Here is a 23,539-nt window from a genome sequence, read left to right on the forward strand (position 1 = left end):
GGGTTCCGTGGCGTTTTTTTCATGGGGGCCACGAGCAAACCGTGGCTTGCGGGGCCGGCGTGCCGGCCCCGCGCCCCGTCAGGCGACCTGCTGCCGGCTCTGGCCGCCCGTCGGCGAACGCCACTGCGCGAGCAGCGCGTTCCACTTCGTGCGAACCGCGCGCAGGTTGTTCTCCTTCACGTGGCCGTAGCCGCGGATGCCGTCCGGCAGCGCGGCCAGCTCGAGCGCGAGCGGGCGGTTCGCGGCCGTCAGCTTGCCGACGACTTCGCCGATCAGCGCTTCGTACTCGCCGATCAGCGCGCGCTCGGTGCGACGCTCCTCGGTGCGGCCGAACGGATCGAGGCCGGTGCCGCGCAGGACCTTCAGCTTCGCGAGCATCCGGAACGCCGGCATCATCCACGGGCCGTACGCCTTCTTCACCAGATGGCCGTGCGCGTCCTTCTTCGCGAACAGCGGTGGCGCGAGGTGGAATTTCAGTTTCCAGTCGCCTTCGAACTGCGCGGACAGGCGCGCGAGGAATGCCGGATCGGACTGCAGCCGCGCGACCTCGTATTCGTCCTTGTACGCCATCAGCTTGAACAGGTTGCGCGCGACCGCCTCGGTCAGCGGCTCCTGCGCGTCGCCGTCCGCCAGTGCGCGCTCGGCGGTGCGCACCTGGTCGACGAACGCCGCGTAGCGCGATGCGTACGCCGCGTTCTGATACGCGGTGAGGAATTCCACCCGCTTCGCGATCAGCGCGTCCACCGACTTCTTCGTGTGCAGCGCGATCACCGTCGCACCGGCTTGCGCGGCGCGCGCGCCGCCGGTCGCGGCCTGCTGCACGCTCGCGAGGTCATGTGCGGCGCGGCGGCCCCAGTCGAACGCCGCGCGGTTCTTGTCGACCTGCACGGCGTTCAGCTCGATCGCCCGCTCGAGCGACGCGAGCGTGAGCGGCAGCCAGCCCTTTTGCCACGCGTAGCCGAGCACGAACGGGTTCGTGTAGATCGCGTCGCCGAGCAGCGCGACCGTGAAGCGGTTCGCGTCGACGAGATCGACCGCGTCGCCCGCGGCCGCGCGGATGTCCTGCTCGGCCGACAGGCCCGGGAACGACCAGTTCGGGTTCTTGATGAACTCGGCGGTCGGCGTCTGCGCGCTGTTGACGACCACGCGCGTCGCGTTGTGGCGCATCCGCGACGTGCATTCGTCGCCGGCCGTGACGAGCGCGTCGCAGCCGATCACGAGGTCGGCTTCGCCCATCGCGATCCGCGTCGCGTGGATGTCGGTCGGCGCGTGCGAGATCTGCACGTGGCTCATCACCGCGCCGCCCTTCTGCGCGAGGCCGGTGACGTCGAGCACGGTCACGCCCTTGTTCTCCAGGTGCGCGGCCATCCCGAGCAGCGCGCCGATCGTGACGACGCCCGTGCCGCCGACGCCCGTGACGAGCACGCCGTACGCACGGTCGATCGCCGGCAGCGCCGGCTCCGGGATCGGCGGGAGCGCGCTGCCGTCGACCGACACGGCCTTCGGCTTCTTCAGCTGGCCGCCCTCGACCGTCACGAAGCTCGGGCAGAAGCCCTTCACGCACGAGAAGTCCTTGTTGCAGGTCGACTGGTTGATCTGGCGCTTCGTGCCGAATTCGGTTTCCAGCGGCTCGACCGACAGGCAGTTCGATTTCACCGAGCAGTCGCCGCAGCCTTCGCACACCGCGTCGTTGATCACGACGCGCTTCGCCGGGTCCGGAAACGCGCCGCGCTTGCGGCGGCGGCGCTTCTCGGTCGCGCAGGTCTGGTCGTAGACGAGGATCGTCGTGCCTTCGATCTCGCGCAGCTCGCGCTGCACGTCGTCGAGCTGGTCGCGGTGATGGATCGTCACGCCCGGCGCGAGCAGCGCGGTCTTGCCGTCGTACTTTTCCGGCTCGTCGGTCACGATCACGATCTTCTTCGCGCCTTCCGACGCGAGCTGGTGCGTGATCTGCGGCACCGTCAGCACGCCGTCGACCGGCTGGCCGCCCGTCATCGCGACCGCGTCGTTGTACAGGATCTTGTACGTGATGTTCGCTTTCGACGAGATCGCCGCGCGCACGGCGAGCAGGCCCGAGTGGAAGTAGGTGCCGTCGCCGAGGTTCGCGAACACGTGCTTCTCGTTCGTGAACGGCGCCTGGCCGATCCACGGCACGCCTTCGCCGCCCATCTGGCTGAAGGTGCTCGTGTTGCGGTCCATCCACACGGTCATGTAGTGGCAGCCGATCCCCGCGATCGCGCGCGAGCCGTCCGGCACGTTGGTCGACGTGTTGTGCGGGCAGCCCGAGCAGAACCACGGCTTGCGCTCGGTCGTCACGTGCGGCTTCGCGAGCGCGGTTTCCTTCGCGTTGATGACCGCGAGCCGCGCGGCGATGCGCGCGCGCACGTCGGACGGCAGTTCGAACTTCTCGAGGCGCGTCGCGATCGCCTTCGCGATGATCGCGGGCGACAGCTCGTAGTGCGCGGGCAGCAGCCAGTTGCCCATCGGCACCGACCATTCGCCGCCGGCGCCGTCCTTCTCGTCGAACTTGCCGAACACGCGCGGCCGCTGTCCGTCGGGCCAGTTGTACAGCTCTTCCTTGATCGCGTATTCGAGGATCTGGCGCTTTTCCTCGACGACGAGGATCTCGTCGAGCCCGCGCGCGAACGCCTGCGCGCCCTGCGCTTCGAGCGGCCACACGCAGCCGACCTTGTACAGGCGGATGCCGATGCGCGCGCAGGTCTCGTCGTCGAGGCCGAGGTCGGTCAGCGCCTGGCGCACGTCGAGGTACGCCTTGCCGCCCGTCATGATCCCGAAGCGCGCGTGCGGCGAGTCGATCTCGATGCGGTCGAGCTTGTTGGCGCGCACGTAGGCGAGCGCCGCGTACCACTTGTAGTCGAGCAGGCGCGCTTCCTGCACGAGCGGCGGGTCGGGCCAGCGGATGTTCAGGCCGCCGTCCGGCATGATGAAGTCGGACGGCAGCACGATCTCGGTGCGATGCGGGTCGATGTCGACCGATGCCGACGATTCGACCACGTCGGTCACGCACTTGAGCGCGACCCACAGGCCCGAATAGCGGCTCATCGCCCAGCCGTGCAGGCCGAAGTCCAGGTATTCCTGCACGTTCGACGGGAACAGCACCGGCAGGCCGCAGGCCTTGAAGATGTGTTCGGACTGGTGCGCGAGCGTCGACGATTTCGCCGCGTGGTCGTCGCCGGCGAGGACGAGCACGCCGCCGTGCTGCGACGAGCCGGCCGAGTTCGCGTGCTTGAACACGTCGCCGGTGCGGTCGACGCCCGGGCCCTTGCCGTACCACATGCCGAACACGCCGTCGTACTTCGCGCCGGGGTACAGGTTCACCTGCTGCGAGCCCCACACGGCGGTGGCGGCGAGATCTTCGTTGAGACCGGGCTGGAAAACGATCTGGTGGGAAGACAGGTGCTTCTTGGCCTTCCACAGCGACTGGTCGAGGCCGCCGAGCGGGGAGCCGCGATAACCGGAGATGAAGCCGGCGGTGTTGAGGCCGGCGGCGCGGTCGCGTTCCTGCTGGAGCATCGGCAGGCGCACCAGCGCCTGGATGCCGCTCATGTACGCGCGGCCGCGTTCGAGGGTGTATTTGTCGTCAAGCGTGACGGACTTCAGCGCGGCTTCTAGGGACGCGCGTTGGCCTGCGTCTAGCGGGGCATTCATTGATGAGTCTCCTCCACCCAGTCTGGGATCGCCAAAACTTCGTTTGCTTCGGCGTCTTGTGAACACGTCGGCAGTGGCCGGCATATTGGCCGGTTTTAGCCGATGGTAGCACTGGGAAAAACCCGCCGCTCGTCGTCAAAATTGCCGGAGCGGCCGGGCTTCGAGCACGTTTTACGCGTTACAGCATGTAAAAGCATGTAAAGCCGCGCACATCGTCCGGCACTTGTCGTTAATCTGGGCGGCCTGTCGGAGGTGCCCGCCGGCGTCGATTGTCATGACGAAAGCGGGGAGGCGCCGGCAGTTCAACAGGAGGTGCCAATGAACACACGTCATATCCAGAGTTTCCTGATCGTGTCCGCCGCGTTTTTCGCGATGACCGGCCCGGTGCGCGCGCAAGGCGCGAGCGCACTGGCGGCAGCGGGCGTGCAGATGCGCCAGATCGCGCCCGCGCAGCACGCCGATGTGCAGCCGTCGGGCGTGCGCCTGGTCGCGCCGGAGGCGAATGCGCATTGATCGGGCCGGGCGGTCGCACCGGCCGCGTCGATGAACGTCGATAAAAAAGGGCGGAAATCCCGGGATTCCCGCCCTTTCTTTTTGCGCCGGTGCACGCCCGCTGCCGCCGGGCGCGCCGCGCCGTGAGCGTCAGGCCTTGTCCTGCACGACGCCGCGGCGGATCTGGTCGAGCTCGATCGATTCGAACAGCGCCTTGAAGTTGCCTTCGCCGAAGCCCTGGTTGCCCTTGCGCTGGATGATCTCGAAGAAGATCGGCCCGATCTGGTTCTCGGTGAAGATCTGCAGCAGCAGGTCGTCGCGTGCGCCGTCGATCAGGATCTTGCGCTTCTTCAGTTCGTCCAGCGGCTCGCCGTGGTTCGGCACGCGGCGGTCGACGAGTTCGTAGTACGTGTCGATCGTGTCGAGCAGCTTCACTTCCTTGCTGCGCAGGCCGTCGACCGCGCGATAGATGTCCGACGCGCCGAGCGCGATGTGCTGGATGCCTTCGCCGTGATACGCGTCCAGGTATTCCTGGATCTGGCCGGCCGTTTCCGAGCCTTCCTCGTTGATCGGGATGCGGATCTTGCCGCACGGCGACGTCATCGCCTTCGACTTCACGCCGGTCACCTTGCCTTCGATGTCGAAGTAGCGCACTTCGCGGAAGTTGAACAGGCGCTCGTAGAACTCCGCCCATTCCTGCATGCGGCCGCGGTGCACGTTGTGCGTCAGGTGGTCGATGTAGGTGAGGCCGTGGCCGACCGGGTTCGGGGTCGCGCCGGGAATCGGCTCGAAGTCGACGTCATAGATGCTGATGTCGCCGATCGCGCCCGGCTGCGCGCCGTTCTTGCCGCGCCAGCGGTCGACGAAGTAGATCAGCGAATCGCCGATGCCCTTGATCGCCGGGATGTTCAGCTCCATCGGGCCGGTCTTGTTGTCGAAGCCCCATGCGCCGAGTTCGAGCGCGTGCTTGTAGGCCTTCGCGGCGTCCTGCACGCGGAATGCGATCGCGCAGATCGACGGGCCGTGCAGGCGCGCGAAGCGCTGCGCGAACGAATCCGGCTCCGCGTTGATGATGAAGTTGATGTCGCCCTGGCGGTACACCGTCACGTCCTTGTGGCGATGGCGCGCGATCGCGGTGAAGCCCATCCGCTCGAACAGCTGGCCGAGCGCCTTCGGGTCCGGCGCGGTGTACTCGATGAATTCGAAGCCGTCGGTGCCGACGGGGTTGTCCCAGGTGGGGATCTGCATGGTTGTCTCCGGTTCCATGCCGGGCGGTCGACCGCGGCGAGCGCTTGCGCGCCTGCCCGGATCGCCGGCCGGGATTGATGCGCGCCGCGAAGCGCGCGATGAATCAGTGCGTGCGACAGAGTGTAGCGGGCGAGGGGAGGCGGAAACTTGCGAACTTGATCGTGGCTGACTACGATGGCGCAATTTCCAGTCTTGAATTCATGCTTGGGAGGCAGAAGATGGCGCAAGTGGAATTGGATGCCATCGATCGGCGGATTCTCGCGATTCTTCAGGAGAACGGCCGCCTGTCGAACCAGGAGATCGCCGAGCGCGTGAACCTGTCGCCGAGCCCGTGCCTGCGGCGGATCCGGCGACTCGAGGAGATCGGCGTGATCACCGGCTACGTCGCGCTGCTCGATCCGCAGAAGCTCGGGCTCGACCTGCTCGCGTACGTCAGCGTGCGGCTCGAGAAGCGGGGCGGGCTCGCGCCGGTCCGCGCGGACGAGACGCCGGCGCGCGCCGGCGCGACGCATGCGGAGCTGTTCCGCGCGGCGGTGCAGACCTGGCCGGAAGTGGTCGCCTGCCATGCGATGACGGGGGACATGGATTACCTGCTGCGGGTGCAGGTCGAGGACATGGCGCACTTCTCCCGCTTCGTGCAGGAGCAGTTGCTCCACCATCCGTCGGTGATCGACGTGAAGACGAGCTTTTCGCTCGAGTGCTTCAAGGAGACGACGGCGCTGCCGATCCGGTCGATCCGGTAGGGGGCGCGACGTGACGTCGGGAAGTGCGACCGGGTGCGCCGCGTCGGCGGGCCCGGTCGGCCGATGTCAGGCCGTCAGCGCGACGGGCATCAGCGATTCGATGAACTTCGACGTGCGATGCGCCTGGCGCTTGAGCGCGTAGTCGAACACCGCTGCCTGTTCCTGCAGCATCTCGGCGATGATCGTCGAGTGGTCGGCGGGCGGCAGCGACAGGTACGCATCGGCTTCGCCGTACGCATACTCAATCCGCATCCCGGACTTCTTCGCGATGTGCATCATCGTCGCGTTGCGCGACAGGCAATGCATGTACAGCATCGTCACATGCGTGTTGCGGCTGCGGATCGCCGCGCGCTCGAACAGCTTCGAGCCGACGCCGCGGCCGCGCGCGCTTTCGAGCACCGACACGCCGAATTCGGCGGTGCGCTTGTCGCCTTCGGCGGGCAGGTAGGCCAGGTGGCCGACGCCGATCAGCTCGAGCGCGTGATCGAACACGCCGAACACGGTGTCGCGGCCGAAATCGATCGTGCGGACATAGTTCTCGATCACGTGGTCGGGCACCACCTGGCCGAAGCGCAGCAGGCGATCGTCCTCGTCGAGCGAGAGAAAGTGGGTGAGCATCTGCTCACGGTCTTTGGAAGCCAGTTCCCTGACGAGAACCGGCGCAGCACCGGCGGTGCCGACGACATCGGCCGGGCCGTGGATATGCGTGTTCATCGTGGGTTCCTCAATGTGTGACCGTACTGCGGGTTGTGCAATGCAGCAGCATTTTACCCGACAGCAGGCTCCCGGATTGGGGAAAACCCGTACTCGTTTTGGAGGTGGCGTTCTAAATACGCTTAACTAAGTCCGCAACTGTTTGATTTTTAATGATTAAAAAATTCATCATATGAAATGCATGGCGGGGTGTCGCAGTGTCTCCGCCACGCAACGTTTGCTGCTCCGCGGCAATCAGGCCGACGAAGACATCCCGCGCTCGATCATGTCGATCACCTGCTCCGCGAAGTCGCGGTAGCCGAGGCGCCCGCCCGGCTTGAGCCACGTGAACGTCCAGTTGATCATCCCGAACACCATCATCGTGACCGACGTCTGGTTTTCCTTCGAGATCCGCTCCGGATACGCGCGCGCGAGCTGGCGCGCGAAGGCTGCGACGATGTCGCGCTGGCGGTCCAGCACGATCTCGCGCTGTGCGTCCTCGAGGTACTTCACGTCGTTGAGCAGTGCGACGTGGCGGCTGTGCGACGTCTCGTATTCGGAGAGGAACGCGCGCACGAGCTCCGCAAACGCCTCGCGCTCGGTGAGGCCGCGCCGCTGGCTCGTGCCTTCGACCTCGGCGATGATCAGCATCAGCCGCTTCGTGTAGCGGTCGAGCAGGTCGAACAGGATCGCTTCCTTGCTCTCGTAATAGTGATAGAGCCGCGCCTTCGACGTGCCGCTTGCGGTGGCAAGGTCGGACATCGACGTGCTCGGGTAGCTCGTCTGCGCGAACTTTTCGGCGGCGAGATCGAGGATCTGCTCGCGCTGGGATTCGTGATCGGGGGCTCGGGTGCGGGCCATGGTCGAATGCGGGGATTAGCGTTGCGGCACGGTGGCGCGGGCTGCGCGCACCTGCGTGGAATGGAGGTCGGCGGTGTCGTCCTGCAGCTCGAGGCGGCCGGCGGCGGCGAGTTCGCGGCAGCGCCACAGCGCGATCGAATCGCTGACGAACAGCCCGCCGCGGTCGGCGTCGGCCATCACGCCGCCGGCGAGACGCCGCGTCGGCAGCCAGCCGTGTTCCGCATGCGCGAGGATCAGCGTGTCGAGGTCGCCGTAGTGGCCGCTCTTGATCGTGTTGCTGACCCAGTAGCGGAGTTCGGCGTCCAGGTGCTTGGCTTCCTGCCATTCGAGCGCGAGCCGGCCGATGCGCAGCACCGAGATCGGGGCGGCTTCGGGCAGCTTCGCGAGCAGTTGCGCTGGCGAGAACATGCCGGTCGCGCATGCGCGGTCGGCGCGCGTCGACGCCGCGCCGAGATCGGCCTCCGACAGCCGCACTTCGTTCAGGCGCTGCGGCACGTTGCGCAGATGGTAGGCGACGCGCCGCAGCAGCAGCTTGTCGCCGACGCTCGGCGCGTGCCAGACGACCACTTGGCCGGTGTCCATCGCGAGCAGGTCGAGGCGCGCGAATTCGCGCTCGACTTCCGCCTTCCAGTCGGGAATCTGGTCGCCGAGCACGCGTTGCCAGAACGCGGCGCGGGTCTCCGGCGTCTCGTCGACGCCCTTGAGCGGCCCGACGGCCAGGTCGTCGAGCAATCCGACGACGCGCTCGTCGCGTCCCGCCTGGGCGAGCGCCTCGCTGAGCGACGTGGCGGCGCTGCCGCCCTGAATCACGTGAATGGTACTCATCGGCCTGTCGTCAACAAAAGAAAACCGCCGGCCGGCCGGACTTGCATCGTCCGGCGGGCGGGCGGGCCCTAGTGTAAGCGAGATGTGTGACGACGAGAAACCGGCCGGCGGGCGACACCCGGTCGCGGACCCGGCGCCGCGCCGCTCGCTCAGCGCTCGTCGTAGCTGACCACGACCTTGTCGCTGACCGGGTGGCACTGGCAGGTGAGCACGAAGCCGTCCTTCACCTCGCGCTCCTCGAGCGTGTAGTTCTTTTCCATCCGCACTTCGCCCTCGAGCACCTTCGCGCGGCACGTGCAGCACACGCCGCCCTTGCACGCGTATGGCAGCGCGAGGCCGGCGCGCAGGCCGACGTCCAGCAGGCTCACGCCTTCGTACGGCAGGCGCAGCTTGCGTTTCTTGCCGTCGAGGACGATTTCGAGGTCGGCGGCGGGCGTCGCGTCGGTGATCTCGACGGCCGGCACGCCGGCCTGCGGCAGCGGCGTGCCGAAGCGCTCGACGTGGACCTTCGCTTGCGGCACGCCGGCCGCCTTCAGCGCGGCCTCCGCGGCGTCCATCATCGGCGCGGGGCCGCAGATGAACGCCTCGTCGATCGAGTCGGCCGGCACCAGCGCGTCGAGGAACGCCGCGCACTTCGCCTGGTCGAGCACGCCGTTGAACAGCTCGACGTCCTGGAGGTCGTCGGACAGCACGTGATACAGCACGAAGCGGTTCATGTAGCGGTTCTTCAGGTCCTCGAGCTCCTCCGCGAACATGATCGCGTCGACGCTGCGGTTCCCGTAGATCAGCGTGAACGTGCTGCGCGGTTCGAGCTCGAGCGTCGTCTTGACGATCGCGAGCACCGGCGTGATCCCGGAGCCGCCGGAGAACGCGACGTACTGCTTGCCATGCTCCGCGTTCAGGTGCGTGAAGAAGCGGCCGTCGGGCGTCATCACGTCGATCGTGTGGCCGGGCCTCAGCGTATCGAACGCGAAGTTCGAGAATCGCCCGCCGCGCACGCGCTTGATGCCGATGCGCAATTCGCCGTCGCGGTCGTAGTCGGTCGTGCCGACGCAGATCGAATACGAGCGGCGCGTTTCTTCGCCGTCGATATGGGTTTTCAGCGTGACGAACTGGCCTTGCGTGAAACGGTATGCGTCGCGCAGCTCGGGCGGGATCTCGAAGGAGACGGTCACGGCGTCGGCGGTCTCGGGCCGCACGTCGCGGATACGCAGCGGATGGAATTGCGGGGTCGCCATATTAGTAAGGTTTGAAGTAGTCGAAGGGTTCGCGGCAGTCGACGCAGCGATACAGCGCCTTGCAGGCGGTCGACGCGAATTGCGCGAGCCGCTCGGTGCGCGCGGAGCCGCAGCGCGGGCAGACGGGCGCCGCGACCGGCCGCGGCACGAAGCGCACGACGTTCTCGCGCGGCGCGGCACTGCCGCACTGGCCGACCGGCGGCGCGATCCCGTAGGCGCGCAGCTTGTCGCGCGCTTCCTGCGTGATCCAGTCGGTCGTCCATGCGGGTGCGAGCACGGTCGCGACGCGGTGCGGCGGCAGGCCGGCCTGCTGCATCGCGGCCGCGATGTCCTCGGCGATCTGCGACATTGCCGGGCAGCCGGAGTAGGTCGGGGTGATCACGACCTCGAGCTGGCCGTCGTCCGTGCGCCGGACGTCGCGCAGGATGCCCAGCTCGCGGATCGATACGACGGGGATTTCCGGATCGGGCACGGCCTCCAGCACTTCCCACGCCCGCGCGAGCAGCGGATCGGCATGGTGCGGGGCGGGGGCGGCGGCGAGGGCGGATGGGGCGGACATCGCGAGGCTCCGTTTGACGTGCGCGTTACCAGCTCGCGCCCGGATGCTGGCGCGCGAGGCTCTGCATTTCGGCGAGCAGGTAGCCGATGTGCTCCGAGTGCTCGCCCTGCTTGCCGGTGGTGACGTGCTGGACGGGCGCCGGCAGTGTCAGCGTCGCCTCGGCGAGCGCGTCGTCGACGTCGGCGCGCCACGCGGCCTCGAGCGCGGCCGGCGCCGGGCCGATGCACTGTGCGGCGATCGCGTCGTCCACCTGGTCCGCCGCGAAGAACTCGCGCGTATACGGGGTCAGGTAGTCGAGCGCGGCTTGCGCGCGGCGGTGCGATTCGTCGGTGCCATCGCCGAGCCGCGCCAGCCACTCGCGCGCGTGGTGCAGGTGATAGCGGGTCTCCTTCACCGATTTCGCCGCGATGGCGGCCAGCGTCGCGTCGGCCGACGTTTCGAGCGCGCTCCACACATGCAGCATCAGCGCCGCGTAGAGGAAGTTGCGCACGATCGTTACCGCGTAGTCCTTGTCGGCGTGCGCGGTGCCCGACACCGGGCCGTAATGCGGCAGCTCGGCGAGCGTGAAGTTCGCGAACTCGCGTTCGGTGCGGAAGTACGCGTAGTCGTCCTCGGTCTTCGCCGCGCCGTTGAGCTGACGTTCGAGGTCGGCCGCGTGGGTATACAGCATCCGCGCCTGGCCGATGAGGTCGAGGCTCATGTTGGTCAGCGCGATGTCTTCTTCGAGAATCGGGCCGTGGCCGCACCATTCGGCGTTGCGCTGACCGAGGATCAGCGCGTTGTCCGCGAGGCGCAGCACGTAGCAGAGGTGTTCGGGCGTGATCGTCATGGCGCGGGCGTTACATGTGGTTGACTTCATCGGGCAGCGTGTAGAACGTCGGGTGGCGATAGATCTTGTCGCCCGCCGGCTCGAACAGCTCGGCCTTCTCGTTCGGATCCGACGCGGTGATCGCCGCCGACGGCACCACCCAGATGCTCACGCCTTCCTGGCGGCGCGTGTAGACGTCGCGCGCCATGCGCAGCGCCATCGATGCGTCGGCGGCGTGCAGGCTGCCGCAATGCTTGTGGTCGAGGCCCTGCTTGCTGCGCACGAACACTTCCCAGATCGGCCATTCCTTGTTCATCACTCTCTCCTGAATCCTGAATTCGATGGTTGCCGCTCAGGCGGCTTGCTGCTCGGCGCGGGCGCGGCGCTTCGCTTCGTGCGCGAGCGCGGCTTCGCGCACCCACGCGCCGTCGTCGTGCGCCTTCACGCGGGTCGCGAGGCGCTCCCGGTTGCACGGGCCGTCGCCGTTGACGACGCGCCAGAATTCGTCCCAGTCGATCGCGCCGTAGTCGTAATGGCCGCGCGCCTCGTTCCATTGCAGGTCGGGGTCGGGCAGCGTCACGCCGAGCACCTTCGCCTGCTCGACGGTCGCATCGACGAATTTCTGCCGCAGGTCGTCGTTCGTGATCCGCTTGATGCCCCATTTGGCCGACTGGTTGCTGTGGACGGAGTCGGCATCGCTCGGGCCGAACATCATCAGCACCGGCCACCACCAGCGGTTCACCGCCTGCTGGACCATCGCGCGCTGTGCGTCGGAGCCCTTCATCATCGACAGCAGCGCGTCGAAGCCCTGGCGCTGATGGAACGACTCCTCCTTGCACACGCGGATCATCGCGCGCGCATACGGGCCGTACGTGCAGCGACACAGCGGGATCTGGTTCATGATCGCGGCGCCGTCGACGAGCCAGCCGATCACGCCGACGTCCGCCCAGGTCGGCGTCGGGTAATTGAAGATGCTCGAGTATTTCGCCTTGCCGGCGTGCAGCGCGTCGATCAGCGCGTCGCGCGACACGCCGAGCGTTTCGGCCGCGCTGTACAGATAGAGGCCGTGGCCGGCTTCGTCCTGCACCTTCGCGAGCAGGATAGCCTTGCGCTTGAGGCTCGGCGCGCGCGAGATCCAGTTGCCTTCGGGCAGCATGCCGACGACTTCCGAGTGCGCGTGCTGCGAGATCTGGCGGATCAGCGTCTTGCGATAGGCGTCGGGCATCCAGTCCTGCGGCTCGATCTTGCCGTCCGCGGCCATGACCGCGTCGAACCGCGCCTGCTCGGGCGACTCGGCGGCCGCGTCGAGCGGGGCGACGTTGCCGGGGATGTCGAGGGATTGCGTGTACATGGCGAGGCTCTCGTCCGGTTGAATGTGTGCGAAGTATAAGCCAACCGACCGGTCGGTTAATAAATTATTTTGGCGATACGCGAGTGATGCGGGTAAACGACAGGAGAGGGTGGGCGTAGTCGTGCCGATGGGGAACGAGTGGCGGCGCGCAGTGCCGAACCGCATCTGCGGCACAATGCCCGCTTTCCGATGAGGATCTTGCCGATGTCATTTCGCAGCAGTCTTGCCGCGGTCGCGCTGGGCGCGTCCGTTTTCCTGTCGTCGCTAGCGGCCGGCGCTGCGCCGGCGGGGTGGGTTGCCGCCTGGGCTACCGCACTGCAGCCGATTCCGGATCTGGCCTCGCCGCCGCCGCTTTATCGCGCGCCCGACGTTGCAGGCAGGACGGTCCGGCAGATCGTCTACCCGACGGTGGCGGGCCGGGCGGCGCGGATTCGGCTGAGCAATGCGTACGGCAGTGCGCCGTTGGTCGTCGAGTCGACGAGTCTGGCGCGGGCCGGTGACGGCGCGGCGTTGGAGGATGGTGTCCCGGTTGCGGTGCGGTTCGGCGGGCGGGCGTCGGTGACGCTGGCGCCGGGACAGGAAATCGAAAGCGATCCGGTGACGATCGACGTGGCGACCGGGCGTCCTTACGCGGTCAGCCTGTATATGGGAGCGCATCAGCGGATGACGGTCTGGCACCGCGTATCGAACCAGGTCAATTACGTATCGGAGCCCGGTGACCACACGAAGGACGCTGGCGCCGGCGCGTTCCGAACGCGGTTTACCCAATATGCGTGGGTAACGGAACTCGCGGTCGAGGCCGGGCCCGCGCGCGCGAGCGTCGCGGCGATCGGCGACTCGATCACCGACGGGCTGCGCTCGAGCCTGAACCGGAACCGCCGCTGGCCGGACGCGCTGGCGCGCCGGCTGGCGGCGCCGGATGCGATCGGCGTGGTGAATCTGGGCATCAGCGGCAACCGGCTGCTCAGCGATTCGGCCTGCTACGGCACGTCGCTGCAATCCCGCTTCGAGCGTGACGCGCTATCGCGCTCGGGGGTGAAGGCGGCGATCCTGCTGATCGGCATCAACGACATCAACTTTGCGGCGATGCCGCCTCGCGTCGGTCTCGATTGCGATCATCCGCATACGCAGGTGAGCGCGGCGTCGCTGATCGACGGCTATCGCCGGCTGATCGATGCCGCGCATCGCCAGGGCGTGAAAATCTTCGGCGCGACCCTCACGCCGGCGGCGCTGCCGGCCGGGCGCGAAGCGATCCGGCTGGAGGTGAATCGCTGGATCCGGAGCGGCGGGGTGTTCGACGGTGTCGTCGATTTCGACGAGGCCCTGCGCGATCCCGCGCATCCGAGCGTGCTGCAGCGCCGCTACGATAGCGGCGATGGCATTCATCCGAGCGATGCGGGCTATGCGGCGATGGCGGACGCGGTGCCGGTCGAGCGGCTGCAGGCGGCGGTTGCCGGGAAGTGAGAGGCGCACTTCTCTTGCTCTATATATATGTGGGGCATGGTTGAACGTCACACGCCGCCTCCCGATTCGTCATCACCAAAGCCCCCGTGCGCGGCAGCGCACGGGGGCTTTTTAATTTATTTCGCGAAACCCCTTGCGCAGAACGCGGGAGGTGCCTAGAATCACGCCTCTTTCGCGCTCACGGCAACGCGGCGCGGAAGGGGGAAACGGAGCTGGTTGGCGGTCCTGTTGGGACACCCGGTCAGCGAAGGAAGATGAACCCCGCAGTCGCAACGATGTAGTAAAAAAAGTTGTTGACGAACTGCGAAACAGTGTTCATAATCTCGTTTCTCTGCTGCTGACAACGCAGCGCTGCTGAGAAAGGCGAAGTGCTTCTCGCAGAAATGCTCTTTAAAAATTAACAGCCGATAAGTGTGGGCGCTTGATGACCGCGAGCCGATCTTCGGATCGGATTAGCAAAAGTATCAAGAGTCTCACACTAAAGTAAGTCAGGTTTATGAAGCAATTCATATTCCTGTCAGCTTTGAGTGAGCGACCGGTTCTACGGAACCGAAAACAGTAACAGGTTTGAACTGAAGAGTTTGATCCTGGCTCAGATTGAACGCTGGCGGCATGCCTTACACATGCAAGTCGAACGGCAGCACGGGTGCTTGCACCTGGTGGCGAGTGGCGAACGGGTGAGTAATACATCGGAACATGTCCTGTAGTGGGGGATAGCCCGGCGAAAGCCGGATTAATACCGCATACGATCTACGGATGAAAGCGGGGGATCTTCGGACCTCGCGCTATAGGGTTGGCCGATGGCTGATTAGCTAGTTGGTGGGGTAAAGGCCTACCAAGGCGACGATCAGTAGCTGGTCTGAGAGGACGACCAGCCACACTGGGACTGAGACACGGCCCAGACTCCTACGGGAGGCAGCAGTGGGGAATTTTGGACAATGGGGGAAACCCTGATCCAGCAATGCCGCGTGTGTGAAGAAGGCCTTCGGGTTGTAAAGCACTTTTGTCCGGAAAGAAATCCTCTGCCCTAATATGGCGGGGGGATGACGGTACCGGAAGAATAAGCACCGGCTAACTACGTGCCAGCAGCCGCGGTAATACGTAGGGTGCGAGCGTTAATCGGAATTACTGGGCGTAAAGCGTGCGCAGGCGGTTTGCTAAGACCGATGTGAAATCCCCGGGCTCAACCTGGGAACTGCATTGGTGACTGGCAGGCTAGAGTATGGCAGAGGGGGGTAGAATTCCACGTGTAGCAGTGAAATGCGTAGAGATGTGGAGGAATACCGATGGCGAAGGCAGCCCCCTGGGCCAATACTGACGCTCATGCACGAAAGCGTGGGGAGCAAACAGGATTAGATACCCTGGTAGTCCACGCCCTAAACGATGTCAACTAGTTGTTGGGGATTCATTTCCTTAGTAACGTAGCTAACGCGTGAAGTTGACCGCCTGGGGAGTACGGTCGCAAGATTAAAACTCAAAGGAATTGACGGGGACCCGCACAAGCGGTGGATGATGTGGATTAATTCGATGCAACGCGAAAAACCTTACCTACCCTTGACATGGTCGGAATCCTGAAGAGATTCGGGAGTGCTCGAAAGAGAACCGGCGCACAGGTGCTGCATGGCTGTCGTCAGCTCGTGTCGTGAGATGTTGGGTTAAGTCCCGCAACGAGCGCAACCCTTGTCCTTAGTTGCTACGCAAGAGCACTCTAAGGAGACTGCCGGTGACAAACCGGAGGAAGGTGGGGATGACGTCAAGTCCTCATGGCCCTTATGGGTAGGGCTTCACACGTCATACAATGGTCGGAACAGAGGGTCGCCAACCCGCGAGGGGGAGCTAATCCCAGAAAACCGATCGTAGTCCGGATTGCACTCTGCAACTCGAGTGCATGAAGCTGGAATCGCTAGTAATCGCGGATCAGCATGCCGCGGTGAATACGTTCCCGGGTCTTGTACACACCGCCCGTCACACCATGGGAGTGGGTTTTACCAGAAGTGGCTAGTCTAACCGCAAGGAGGACGGTCACCACGGTAGGATTCATGACTGGGGTGAAGTCGTAACAAGGTAGCCGTATCGGAAGGTGCGGCTGGATCACCTCCTTTCTAGAGCTATCTCGCACAAGTTGAGCGCTCACGCTTATCGGCTGTAAATCAAGACAGACTCAGGGGTCTGTAGCTCAGTCGGTTAGAGCACCGTCTTGATAAGGCGGGGGTCGTTGGTTCGAATCCAACCAGACCCACCAATTGTCTGGCGGAACACACCTGAGGAAGTCTCTGTACATGGGGGCATAGCTCAGCTGGGAGAGCACCTGCTTTGCAAGCAGGGGGTCGTCGGTTCGATCCCGTCTGCCTCCACCAATCTTCAATGACAAGCGTTCGACGTGGTCGAATCCTTGTCATTGGCGATTGAGCCAGTCAGAGTGATATGAGTAACACCATATCGGCTGTCGTTCTTTAACAATCTGGAAGAAGTAAGTAATTTGGATAGCGGAAGCGTCTTTGAGATGGACGTGAAAACTATCCGGGTTGTGATTGTATCGATGTATCTCAAGATGATTCGAACTTCATGTTCGGCTCAATTGGAATACGGCACAACGCGAGAACTCAACCTGTAACGAGACAGACTCGTTATAGGGTCAAGCGAACAAGTGCATGTGGTGGATGCCTTGGCGATCACAGGCGATGAAGGACGCGGTAGCCTGCGAAAAGCTACGGGGAGCTGGCAAACAAGCTTTGATCCGTAGATGTCCGAATGGGGAAACCCACTCCTTTTGGAGTATCCATAGCTGAATACATAGGCTATGTGAAGCGAACGCGGTGAACTGAAACATCTAAGTAACCGCAGGAAAAGAAATCAACCGAGATTCCCAAAGTAGTGGCGAGCGAAATGGGATGAGCCTTGTACTCTTTATTTGTATTGTTAGCCGAACGCTCTGGAAAGTGCGGCCATAGCAGGTGATAGCCCTGTAGGCGAAAACAGTATGAAAGAACTAAGTGTACGACAAGTAGGGCGGGACACGTGAAATCCTGTCTGAAGATGGGGGGACCATCCTCCAAGGCTAAATACTCGTGATCGACCGATAGTGAACCAGTACCGTGAGGGAAAGGCGAAAAGAACCCCGGGAGGGGAGTGAAATAGATCCTGAAACCGCATGCATACAAACAGTCGGAGCCTCGCAAGGGGTGACGGCGTACCTTTTGTATAATGGGTCAGCGACTTACGTTCAGTAGCAAGCTTAACCGTATAGGGCAGGCGTAGCGAAAGCGAGTCCGAATAGGGCGTTCAGTTGCTGGGCGTAGACCCGAAACCAAGTGATCTATCCATGGCCAGGATGAAGGTGCGGTAACACGTACTGGAGGTCCGAACCCACTAACGTTGAAAAGTTAGGGGATGAGCTGTGGATAGGGGTGAAAGGCTAAACAAACTTGGAAATAGCTGGTTCTCTCCGAAAACTATTTAGGTAGTGCCTCGTGTCTCACCTTCGGGGGTAGAGCACTGTCATGGTTGGGGGGTCTATTGCAGATTACCCCGCCATAGCAAACTCCGAATACCGAAGAGTGCAATCACGGGAGACAGACATCGGGTGCTAACGTCCGGTGTCAAGAGGGAAACAACCCAGACCGCCAGCTAAGGTCCCCAAATATAGCTAAGTGGGAAACGAAGTGGGAAGGCTAAAACAGTCAGGAGGTTGGCTTAGAAGCAGCCACCCTTTAAAGAAAGCGTAATAGCTCACTGATCGAGTCGTCCTGCGCGGAAGATGTAACGGGGCTAAGCTATATACCGAAGCTGCGGATGCGTGCTTGGCACGCATGGTAGGAGAGCGTTCCGTAAGCCTGCGAAGGTGCGTTGAAAAGCGTGCTGGAGGTATCGGAAGTGCGAATGCTGACATGAGTAGCGATAAAGGGGGTGAAAGGCCCCCTCGCCGTAAGCCCAAGGTTTCCTACGCAACGTTCATCGGCGTAGGGTGAGTCGGCCCCTAAGGCGAGGCAGAAATGCGTAGCTGATGGGAAGCAGGTCAATATTCCTGCACCATTGTTAGATGCGATGGGGGGACGGATCGCGGAAGGTTGTCCGGGTGTTGGAAGTCCCGGTCGCTGCATTGGAGAAGGCGCTTAGGCAAATCCGGGCGCGGAATTCAAGGGTGTGGCGCGAGCTTCTTAGGAAGCGAAGCAATTGGAAGTGGTTCCAAGAAAAGCCTCTAAGCTTCAGTCTAACGATGACCGTACCGCAAACCGACACAGGTGGGCGAGATGAGTATTCTAAGGCGCTTGAGAGAACTCGGGAGAAGGAACTCGGCAAATTGGTACCGTAACTTCGGGATAAGGTACGCCCTTGTAGCTTGACCAGCCTGCGCTGGAAGGGTGAAGGGGTTGCAATAAACTGGTGGCTGCGACTGTTTAATAAAAACACAGCACTCTGCAAACACGAAAGTGGACGTATAGGGTGTGACGCCTGCCCGGTGCCGGAAGATTAAATGATGGGGTGCAAGCTCTTGATTGAAGTCCCGGTAAACGGCGGCCGTAACTATAACGGTCCTAAGGTAGCGAAATTCCTTGTCGGGTAAGTTCCGACCTGCACGAATGGCGTAACGATGGCCACACTGTCTCCTCCCGAGACTCAGCGAAGTTGAAGTGTTTGTGATGATGCAATCTACCCGCGGCTAGACGGAAAGACCCCATGAACCTTTACTGTAGCTTTGCATTGGACTTTGAACCGATCTGTGTAGGATAGGTGGGAGGCTATGAAACCGGAACGCTAGTTTCGGTGGAGCCGTCCTTGAAATACCACCCTGGTTTGTTTGAGGTTCTAACCTTGGCCCGTGATCCGGGTCGGGGACAGTGCATGGTAGGCAGTTTGACTGGGGCGGTCTCCTCCCAAAGCGTAACGGAGGAGTACGAAGGTACGCTAGGTACGGTCGGAAATCGTGCTGATAGTGCAATGGCATAAGCGTGCTTAACTGCGAGACCGACAAGTCGAGCAGGTGCGAAAGCAGGTCATAGTGATCCGGTGGTTCTGTATGGAAGGGCCATCGCTCAACGGATAAAAGGTACTCTGGGGATAACAGGCTGATACCGCCCAAGAGTTCATATCGACGGCGGTGTTTGGCACCTCGATGTCGGCTCATCTCATCCTGGGGCTGTAGCCGGTCCCAAGGGTATGGCTGTTCGCCATTTAAAGAGGTACGTGAGCTGGGTTTAAAACGTCGTGAGACAGTTTGGTCCCTATCTGCCGTGGGCGTTGGATATTTGAAGGGGGCTGCTCCTAGTACGAGAGGACCGGAGTGGACGAACCTCTGGTGTACCGGTTGTCACGCCAGTGGCATCGCCGGGTAGCTATGTTCGGAAGAGATAACCGCTGAAAGCATCTAAGCGGGAAACTCGCCTTAAGATGAGATATCCCTGGGGACTAGATCCCCTTGAAGGGTCGTTCGAGACCAGGACGTTGATAGGTCAGGTGTGTAAGCGCAGTAATGCGTTCAGCTAACTGATACTAATTGCCCGTAAGGCTTGATCCTATAACAAGTCTGTTTTACAGCGGTTGAATGACCGCGATGTGTGCGATACGCACAACCTAAATTACTGCTTCTTCCAAGATTGGTCGCGCTGCGAAGCGACGCGACAACCCTCTTTGCCTGATGACCATAGCGAGTCGGTCCCACCCCTTCCCATCCCGAACAGGACCGTGAAACGACTCTACGCCGATGATAGTGCGGATTCCCGTGTGAAAGTAGGTAATCGTCAGGCTCCCTAAGCCAGAAACCCCCGCCCAAAAGGCGGGGGTTTTTGCATTTCTGCGCCGGATCTGCACGGCGCGCGCTGGCGTGCCAAAACGTAAGCCATCGTTCTGTCCGGGCGCTCCGGGTTGCCGACGCGGATCGGCGCTACGGCCGGTCGATCAATGCACTGGCCTTGCTGCTCGTGTGCCGCTGCACGGCACCATCTCTCGGCTATTCAGCCATCCCCGGCCGCACCGAACACCAGCTGGAAACTACGCGACGTCCGCCGCATGTCTGCGGCAGAAGCGTCGGCGCCGTGCAGCCTTTCTGGTCACGTCCCGGGCGTCGGCAATGCAAGTGTCGCAGCGCGAACGTGGGACGCTCAGGGCGTTATGCAGGGTAGCTTGAACGGCTGTTCGGTGCCAATGCAGCCAGAAGCCGAGTTGAGCCGAGCGAACAGACGGACATGAGCCAGTTTCGTTGACCGGCCGACCGCGAGGCTGATACTCATGGCAGCGTGCGCGGTGCGAGCAAAAGCGCGCGAACGTCGCGCCACGGCAGGAGCACGCCTTCGCCCCGGCAGTTTCTCTCGGCCTCCGAATACGCATTGAACGCGGCAAAGAGTCCTTCCTTCCTGGGCGAAAGCAGGAGTGACCACTTCCAATTCGCCATCTTCTTCGCGCCCTGGTTGCGACATTGCGAGCCGTCACATTCAAAGCTTCGGAACGCTTCGTCAACGCATGCCTTGTCATCGCGCTCGTCCGCAGCGCGTCTTAGCGCGAGCGACACGACGTCGTTTCCTTTCGTGAAGTCGAAGGTTTCGATTCCGGCGGCCGGAAAGCGAACCGTTCGAGTCCAGTCGAGGGGATTGCCGGTCGCGAGATCGTAGGTCGTGGTATTCCAGCCGCTTGACGGGTGAGCTGCGCCTGGCCAATCCCAATAGCATGTCGCGTCGACCGTGAACAATCGGGTATTGGCGAATGCCACCGTCGGTGTGCAGCTCGAGTCGCCTTTCGGTCGCGCCATGAGTGCCAGGCCGACCGTCTCCCGAAACACGCGATCGAGCTCTGCGTTGATGGTTCGCATTGCTTCCGCGGATGGCCCGCTCGTCAACTGAGGAGCGGTTGCGCCACTTCGCTTTTCGGTGATGAATCGCCAGGTGACGGCGCGATCAGCCGACGTCTTCTTGTGTGCGGAATTCTCCGTCGGCCCTTCCACCCGCAAGCAATCGTAACCGCGTTCGGTTGCCGACGATCCGTGAAAGTTCGCGTCGCAGGTGGCGCTCGTGCGCGCCAGCCGGATCGGCAGGGTGGTGACCGTCCGCGCGCTTTTACGCCACGTCCCGGATGCCGATCCGGATGCGAACGAGAGGGACCAGACGCCGGTCGGCTCGGCACAGGCGCTTGGTTCGTCGCCGCCGCCGGAAAGGGGGCACTCAATGAATTCCCCCGCGTTGACGGTCGGGACCAGACCAATGTCGACGCCTTGCGAGCGATAGAAGTAACGGCCGATCGCCTGCTTGTCGTGCTGGTAGAAACGTAGAACGATCGGCGACTTGCCGATCGTGCCGCGGTAGAGGCTTTCATCCGGCGCGGCGTGCGCGATGTGCGTGACGAGTGAGGCGGCGATCAGCAGCGCGCATAAGAGGCGCATGGAAGCTCCTGGTGTCGGGTTCGAGTCGAGCGCCCGGCGTTCCGTTGGTGTCGCAGGCTGCGCATTTGGATCCGGACCCTACACAGACTAACGTGGCGCAACGAAGGGCGCCAGCCGCCGCTGAGTCGCAACGCTCGAGCATCGGGAACGAAGAAATGAGCGTGCCTTGGCATGCGCGGCCATGCGTTCGTGCGACACGGTTGACTGCGGTTGCCACTATGCGCAGCGGTTGGCGGTGTTGGACTGAAAAAGGTGCCGGATCTGGGGCGCATCCGAAATGTGGATGCGAGCGGGCCGCTTCGATCACAAGGGGCGTCTCGCGTGCGCAAAAGAAGGTCTGATCACGTTCGGCACGAAATTTGCGGTTTTTTTGCGTTTACCCGCTTGGCTTTATCGCGCGAAGGTCGTATGATGGCGGTCTTCCGATTTTTCAGCGTGAACTCAGGTTCGCGACGGAACGGTCGGAGTCTGACGAAGATGCGTGCATCGGTGCGCCAGGTGTGACTTTCGTCGTTTGCGAGGGCGTTATCGCTCGACGCGGCGCCGATGAGAGGCTTGGGGCATATCGGTCGGGTGCTGGTGAAGAGAATGAAAATAATCTTCGCGGTGTGCTTGACAAAGGTTCGATGCACCCCCATAATCGTCAGTTCTCTACGGAGGGGTGCCCGAGTGGCTAAAGGGGGCAGACTGTAAATCTGTTGGCTTACGCCTACGTTGGTTCGAATCCAACCTCCTCCACCAAGACATCAACGCAGAGAGCGGTAGGGAATCGTTAGTGGCCCGCGCGGGTGTAGCTCAATGGTAGAGCAGAAGCCTTCCAAGCTTACGACGAGGGTTCGATTCCCTTCACCCGCTCCAGTCTGTGCAGTTGAAGCATGAAATCGCCCATGTGGCTCAGTGGTAGAGCACTCCCTTGGTAAGGGAGAGGTCGGCAGTTCGATCCTGCCCATGGGCACCAGCAGTATAGTCAGTGTCTGTTTGCGCGCGGCGCAACATGTGAAATTCCTTTCGGGAGTTGAAAATGGCCAAGGAAAAATTCGAGCGGACCAAGCCGCACGTGAACGTTGGTACGATTGGTCACGTTGACCACGGCAAGACGACGCTGACGGCGGCGATCACGACCGTGCTGACGAAGAAGTTCGGCGGCGAAGCGAAGGCATACGACCAGATCGACGCGGCGCCGGAAGAAAAGGCACGTGGTATCACGATCAACACCGCGCACGTCGAGTACGAAACGGCTAACCGCCACTACGCACACGTCGACTGCCCGGGCCACGCTGACTACGTGAAGAACATGATCACGGGCGCGGCGCAGATGGACGGCGCAATCCTGGTGTGCTCGGCAGCAGACGGCCCGATGCCGCAAACGCGTGAGCACATCCTGCTGGCGCGTCAGGTTGGCGTTCCGTACATCATCGTGTTCCTGAACAAGTGCGACATGGTGGACGACGCTGAACTGCTCGAGCTGGTCGAGATGGAAGTTCGCGAACTGCTGTCGAAGTACGACTTCCCGGGCGACGACACGCCGATCGTGAAGGGTTCGGCAAAGCTGGCGCTGGAAGGCGACACGGGCGAGCTGGGCGAAGTGGCGATCATGAACCTGGCAGACGCGCTGGACACGTACATCCCGACGCCGGAGCGCGCGGTTGACGGTGCGTTCCTGATGCCGGTGGAAGACGTGTTCTCGATCTCGGGCCGTGGTACGGTGGTGACGGGTCGTGTCGAGCGCGGCATCGTGAAGGTCGGCGAAGAAATCGAAATCGTCGGTATCAAGCCGACGGTGAAGACGACCTGCACGGGCGTGGAAATGTTCCGCAAGCTGCTGGACCAAGGTCAGGCAGGCGACAACGTCGGTATCCTGCTGCGCGGCACGAAGCGTGAAGACGTGGAGCGCGGCCAGGTTCTGGCGAAGCCGGGTTCGATCACGCCGCACACGCACTTCACGGCTGAAGTGTACGTGCTGAGCAAGGACGAAGGCGGCCGTCACACGCCGTTCTTCAACAACTACCGTCCGCAGTTCTACTTCCGTACGACGGACGTGACGGGCTCGATCGAGCTGCCGAAGGACAAGGAAATGGTGATGCCGGGCGACAACGTGTCGATCACGGTGAAGCTGATTGCGCCGATCGCGATGGAAGAAGGTCTGCGCTTCGCAATCCGCGAAGGCGGCCGTACCGTCGGCGCAGGCGTTGTCGCCAAGATCATCGAGTAAGCCAGTT

General features: G+C 62.9%; 15 protein-coding genes, 5 tRNA genes and 3 rRNA genes. 12 read left to right on the plus strand and 11 right to left on the minus strand.

Features of this window, described 5'->3' with window-relative positions; all coding sequences use genetic code 11:
- Positions 1–78: 78 nt before the first annotated feature.
- Positions 79–3,669 carry an indolepyruvate ferredoxin oxidoreductase family protein gene (locus ACFIMZ_RS01615; protein WP_431821132.1) on the minus strand — a complete coding sequence of 1,197 codons (3,591 nt, stop codon included), beginning with the start codon at positions 3,667–3,669 and terminating at the stop codon, positions 79–81.
- A gap of 318 nt (positions 3,670–3,987) precedes the next feature.
- Here ACFIMZ_RS01615 and ACFIMZ_RS01620 point away from each other — a divergent pair, with 318 nt between their 5' ends.
- A complete protein-coding gene (locus ACFIMZ_RS01620) occupies positions 3,988–4,182 on the plus strand; it encodes a hypothetical protein (protein WP_431821133.1) in 195 nt (64 codons plus the stop codon).
- 129 nt (positions 4,183–4,311) lie between these two features.
- Here the strand turns inward: ACFIMZ_RS01620 and hppD are convergent, their stop codons facing one another.
- Positions 4,312–5,409 carry a 4-hydroxyphenylpyruvate dioxygenase gene (hppD, locus tag ACFIMZ_RS01625; RefSeq protein WP_431821134.1) on the minus strand — a complete coding sequence of 366 codons (1,098 nt, stop codon included), beginning with the start codon at positions 5,407–5,409 and terminating at the stop codon, positions 4,312–4,314.
- A gap of 218 nt (positions 5,410–5,627) precedes the next feature.
- Between hppD and ACFIMZ_RS01630 the strand changes: the two genes are divergently transcribed.
- Positions 5,628–6,152 carry an Lrp/AsnC family transcriptional regulator gene (locus tag ACFIMZ_RS01630; RefSeq protein WP_060234787.1) on the plus strand — a complete coding sequence of 175 codons (525 nt, stop codon included), beginning with the start codon at positions 5,628–5,630 and terminating at the stop codon, positions 6,150–6,152.
- Between the two features lie 66 nt (positions 6,153–6,218).
- Here ACFIMZ_RS01630 and ACFIMZ_RS01635 read toward each other — a convergent pair whose 3' ends face one another.
- From ACFIMZ_RS01635 to paaA, 8 genes are all read right to left on the minus strand, one after another.
- Positions 6,219–6,866, minus strand: coding sequence for a GNAT family N-acetyltransferase (locus ACFIMZ_RS01635; RefSeq protein WP_431821135.1), 648 nt, complete (start codon positions 6,864–6,866; stop codon positions 6,219–6,221).
- A 234-nt stretch (positions 6,867–7,100) separates the two neighbouring features.
- Positions 7,101–7,706, minus strand: coding sequence for a TetR/AcrR family transcriptional regulator (locus ACFIMZ_RS01640; RefSeq protein WP_431821136.1), 606 nt, complete (start codon positions 7,704–7,706; stop codon positions 7,101–7,103).
- Between the two features lie 15 nt (positions 7,707–7,721).
- Positions 7,722–8,531: a DUF1835 domain-containing protein gene (locus ACFIMZ_RS01645; protein WP_431821137.1), complete on the minus strand. Its 810-nt coding sequence runs from the start codon at positions 8,529–8,531 to the stop codon at positions 7,722–7,724.
- 149 nt (positions 8,532–8,680) lie between these two features.
- On the minus strand, positions 8,681–9,769 hold the full coding sequence (paaE, locus tag ACFIMZ_RS01650; protein WP_431821138.1) for a 1,2-phenylacetyl-CoA epoxidase subunit PaaE: 1,089 nt from the start codon (positions 9,767–9,769) through the stop codon (positions 8,681–8,683).
- A 1-nt stretch (position 9,770) separates the two neighbouring features.
- A complete protein-coding gene (gene paaD, locus ACFIMZ_RS01655; RefSeq protein ID WP_431821139.1) occupies positions 9,771–10,328 on the minus strand; it encodes a 1,2-phenylacetyl-CoA epoxidase subunit PaaD in 558 nt (185 codons plus the stop codon).
- 25 nt (positions 10,329–10,353) lie between these two features.
- On the minus strand, positions 10,354–11,157 hold the full coding sequence (paaC, locus tag ACFIMZ_RS01660; protein ID WP_431821140.1) for a 1,2-phenylacetyl-CoA epoxidase subunit PaaC: 804 nt from the start codon (positions 11,155–11,157) through the stop codon (positions 10,354–10,356).
- Between the two features lie 10 nt (positions 11,158–11,167).
- The gene (paaB, locus tag ACFIMZ_RS01665) at positions 11,168–11,452 is read right to left on the minus strand and encodes a 1,2-phenylacetyl-CoA epoxidase subunit PaaB (RefSeq protein WP_089439024.1); all 285 of its coding nucleotides are present in this window, start codon (positions 11,450–11,452) and stop codon (positions 11,168–11,170) included.
- 36 nt (positions 11,453–11,488) lie between these two features.
- Positions 11,489–12,487, minus strand: a complete 999-nt coding sequence (gene paaA, locus ACFIMZ_RS01670) for a 1,2-phenylacetyl-CoA epoxidase subunit PaaA (protein ID WP_431821141.1) — start codon at positions 12,485–12,487, stop codon at positions 11,489–11,491.
- Positions 12,488–12,691: 204 nt separating this feature from the next.
- On the opposite strand from paaA, the gene ACFIMZ_RS01675 reads away from it, so the two are divergent.
- The 6 genes from ACFIMZ_RS01675 (at position 12,692) to rrf (ending at position 19,695) form a co-directional block, all read left to right on the plus strand.
- A complete protein-coding gene (locus ACFIMZ_RS01675) occupies positions 12,692–13,951 on the plus strand; it encodes an SGNH/GDSL hydrolase family protein (RefSeq protein WP_431821142.1) in 1,260 nt (419 codons plus the stop codon).
- A gap of 569 nt (positions 13,952–14,520) precedes the next feature.
- Positions 14,521–16,053: ribosomal RNA gene (locus tag ACFIMZ_RS01680) — 16S ribosomal RNA — on the plus strand.
- A gap of 63 nt (positions 16,054–16,116) precedes the next feature.
- A tRNA-Ile gene (locus ACFIMZ_RS01685) sits at positions 16,117–16,193 on the plus strand.
- A 39-nt stretch (positions 16,194–16,232) separates the two neighbouring features.
- Positions 16,233–16,308, plus strand: a tRNA-Ala gene (locus ACFIMZ_RS01690).
- A gap of 276 nt (positions 16,309–16,584) precedes the next feature.
- Positions 16,585–19,466 (plus strand): 23S ribosomal RNA (locus tag ACFIMZ_RS01695).
- Between the two features lie 116 nt (positions 19,467–19,582).
- Positions 19,583–19,695: ribosomal RNA gene (rrf, locus tag ACFIMZ_RS01700) — 5S ribosomal RNA — on the plus strand.
- Together the 16S, 23S and 5S rRNA genes with 2 tRNA genes alongside form the textbook arrangement of a ribosomal RNA operon.
- 479 nt (positions 19,696–20,174) lie before the next feature.
- Here the strand turns inward: rrf and ACFIMZ_RS01705 are convergent.
- Positions 20,175–21,320, minus strand: a complete 1,146-nt coding sequence (locus ACFIMZ_RS01705) for a hypothetical protein (protein ID WP_431821143.1) — start codon at positions 21,318–21,320, stop codon at positions 20,175–20,177.
- Between the two features lie 655 nt (positions 21,321–21,975).
- On the opposite strand from ACFIMZ_RS01705, the gene ACFIMZ_RS01710 reads away from it, so the two are divergent.
- The 4 genes from ACFIMZ_RS01710 (at position 21,976) to tuf (ending at position 23,532) form a co-directional block, all read left to right on the plus strand.
- Positions 21,976–22,061 (plus strand) — tRNA-Tyr (locus tag ACFIMZ_RS01710).
- Positions 22,062–22,104: 43 nt separating this feature from the next.
- Positions 22,105–22,178 (plus strand) — tRNA-Gly (locus ACFIMZ_RS01715).
- A gap of 25 nt (positions 22,179–22,203) precedes the next feature.
- Positions 22,204–22,278, plus strand: a tRNA-Thr gene (locus tag ACFIMZ_RS01720).
- A 63-nt stretch (positions 22,279–22,341) separates the two neighbouring features.
- Positions 22,342–23,532 carry an elongation factor Tu gene (gene tuf / locus ACFIMZ_RS01725; RefSeq protein WP_011882996.1) on the plus strand — a complete coding sequence of 397 codons (1,191 nt, stop codon included), beginning with the start codon at positions 22,342–22,344 and terminating at the stop codon, positions 23,530–23,532.
- Positions 23,533–23,539 lie beyond the last annotated feature (7 nt).

Source organism: Burkholderia sp. F1 (assembly GCF_050813845.1).
Classification (GTDB): Bacteria; Pseudomonadota; Gammaproteobacteria; order Burkholderiales; family Burkholderiaceae; genus Burkholderia; species Burkholderia ubonensis.

Coding starts and splice junctions, on each gene's coding strand:
- ACFIMZ_RS01615 (WP_431821132.1), bottom strand. CDS start 3,669: ATGAATGCCCCGCTAGACGCAGGCCAACGCGCGTCCCTAGAAGCCGCG.
- ACFIMZ_RS01620 (WP_431821133.1), top strand. CDS start 3,988: ATGAACACACGTCATATCCAGAGTTTCCTGATCGTGTCCGCCGCGTTT.
- hppD (WP_431821134.1), bottom strand. CDS start 5,409: ATGCAGATCCCCACCTGGGACAACCCCGTCGGCACCGACGGCTTCGAA.
- ACFIMZ_RS01630 (WP_060234787.1), top strand. CDS start 5,628: ATGGCGCAAGTGGAATTGGATGCCATCGATCGGCGGATTCTCGCGATT.
- ACFIMZ_RS01635 (WP_431821135.1), bottom strand. CDS start 6,866: ATGAACACGCATATCCACGGCCCGGCCGATGTCGTCGGCACCGCCGGT.
- ACFIMZ_RS01640 (WP_431821136.1), bottom strand. CDS start 7,706: ATGGCCCGCACCCGAGCCCCCGATCACGAATCCCAGCGCGAGCAGATC.
- ACFIMZ_RS01645 (WP_431821137.1), bottom strand. CDS start 8,531: ATGAGTACCATTCACGTGATTCAGGGCGGCAGCGCCGCCACGTCGCTC.
- paaE (WP_431821138.1), bottom strand. CDS start 9,769: ATGGCGACCCCGCAATTCCATCCGCTGCGTATCCGCGACGTGCGGCCC.
- paaD (WP_431821139.1), bottom strand. CDS start 10,328: ATGTCCGCCCCATCCGCCCTCGCCGCCGCCCCCGCCCCGCACCATGCC.
- paaC (WP_431821140.1), bottom strand. CDS start 11,157: ATGACGATCACGCCCGAACACCTCTGCTACGTGCTGCGCCTCGCGGAC.
- paaB (WP_089439024.1), bottom strand. CDS start 11,452: ATGAACAAGGAATGGCCGATCTGGGAAGTGTTCGTGCGCAGCAAGCAG.
- paaA (WP_431821141.1), bottom strand. CDS start 12,487: ATGTACACGCAATCCCTCGACATCCCCGGCAACGTCGCCCCGCTCGAC.
- ACFIMZ_RS01675 (WP_431821142.1), top strand. CDS start 12,692: ATGTCATTTCGCAGCAGTCTTGCCGCGGTCGCGCTGGGCGCGTCCGTT.
- ACFIMZ_RS01705 (WP_431821143.1), bottom strand. CDS start 21,320: ATGCGCCTCTTATGCGCGCTGCTGATCGCCGCCTCACTCGTCACGCAC.
- tuf (WP_011882996.1), top strand. CDS start 22,342: ATGGCCAAGGAAAAATTCGAGCGGACCAAGCCGCACGTGAACGTTGGT.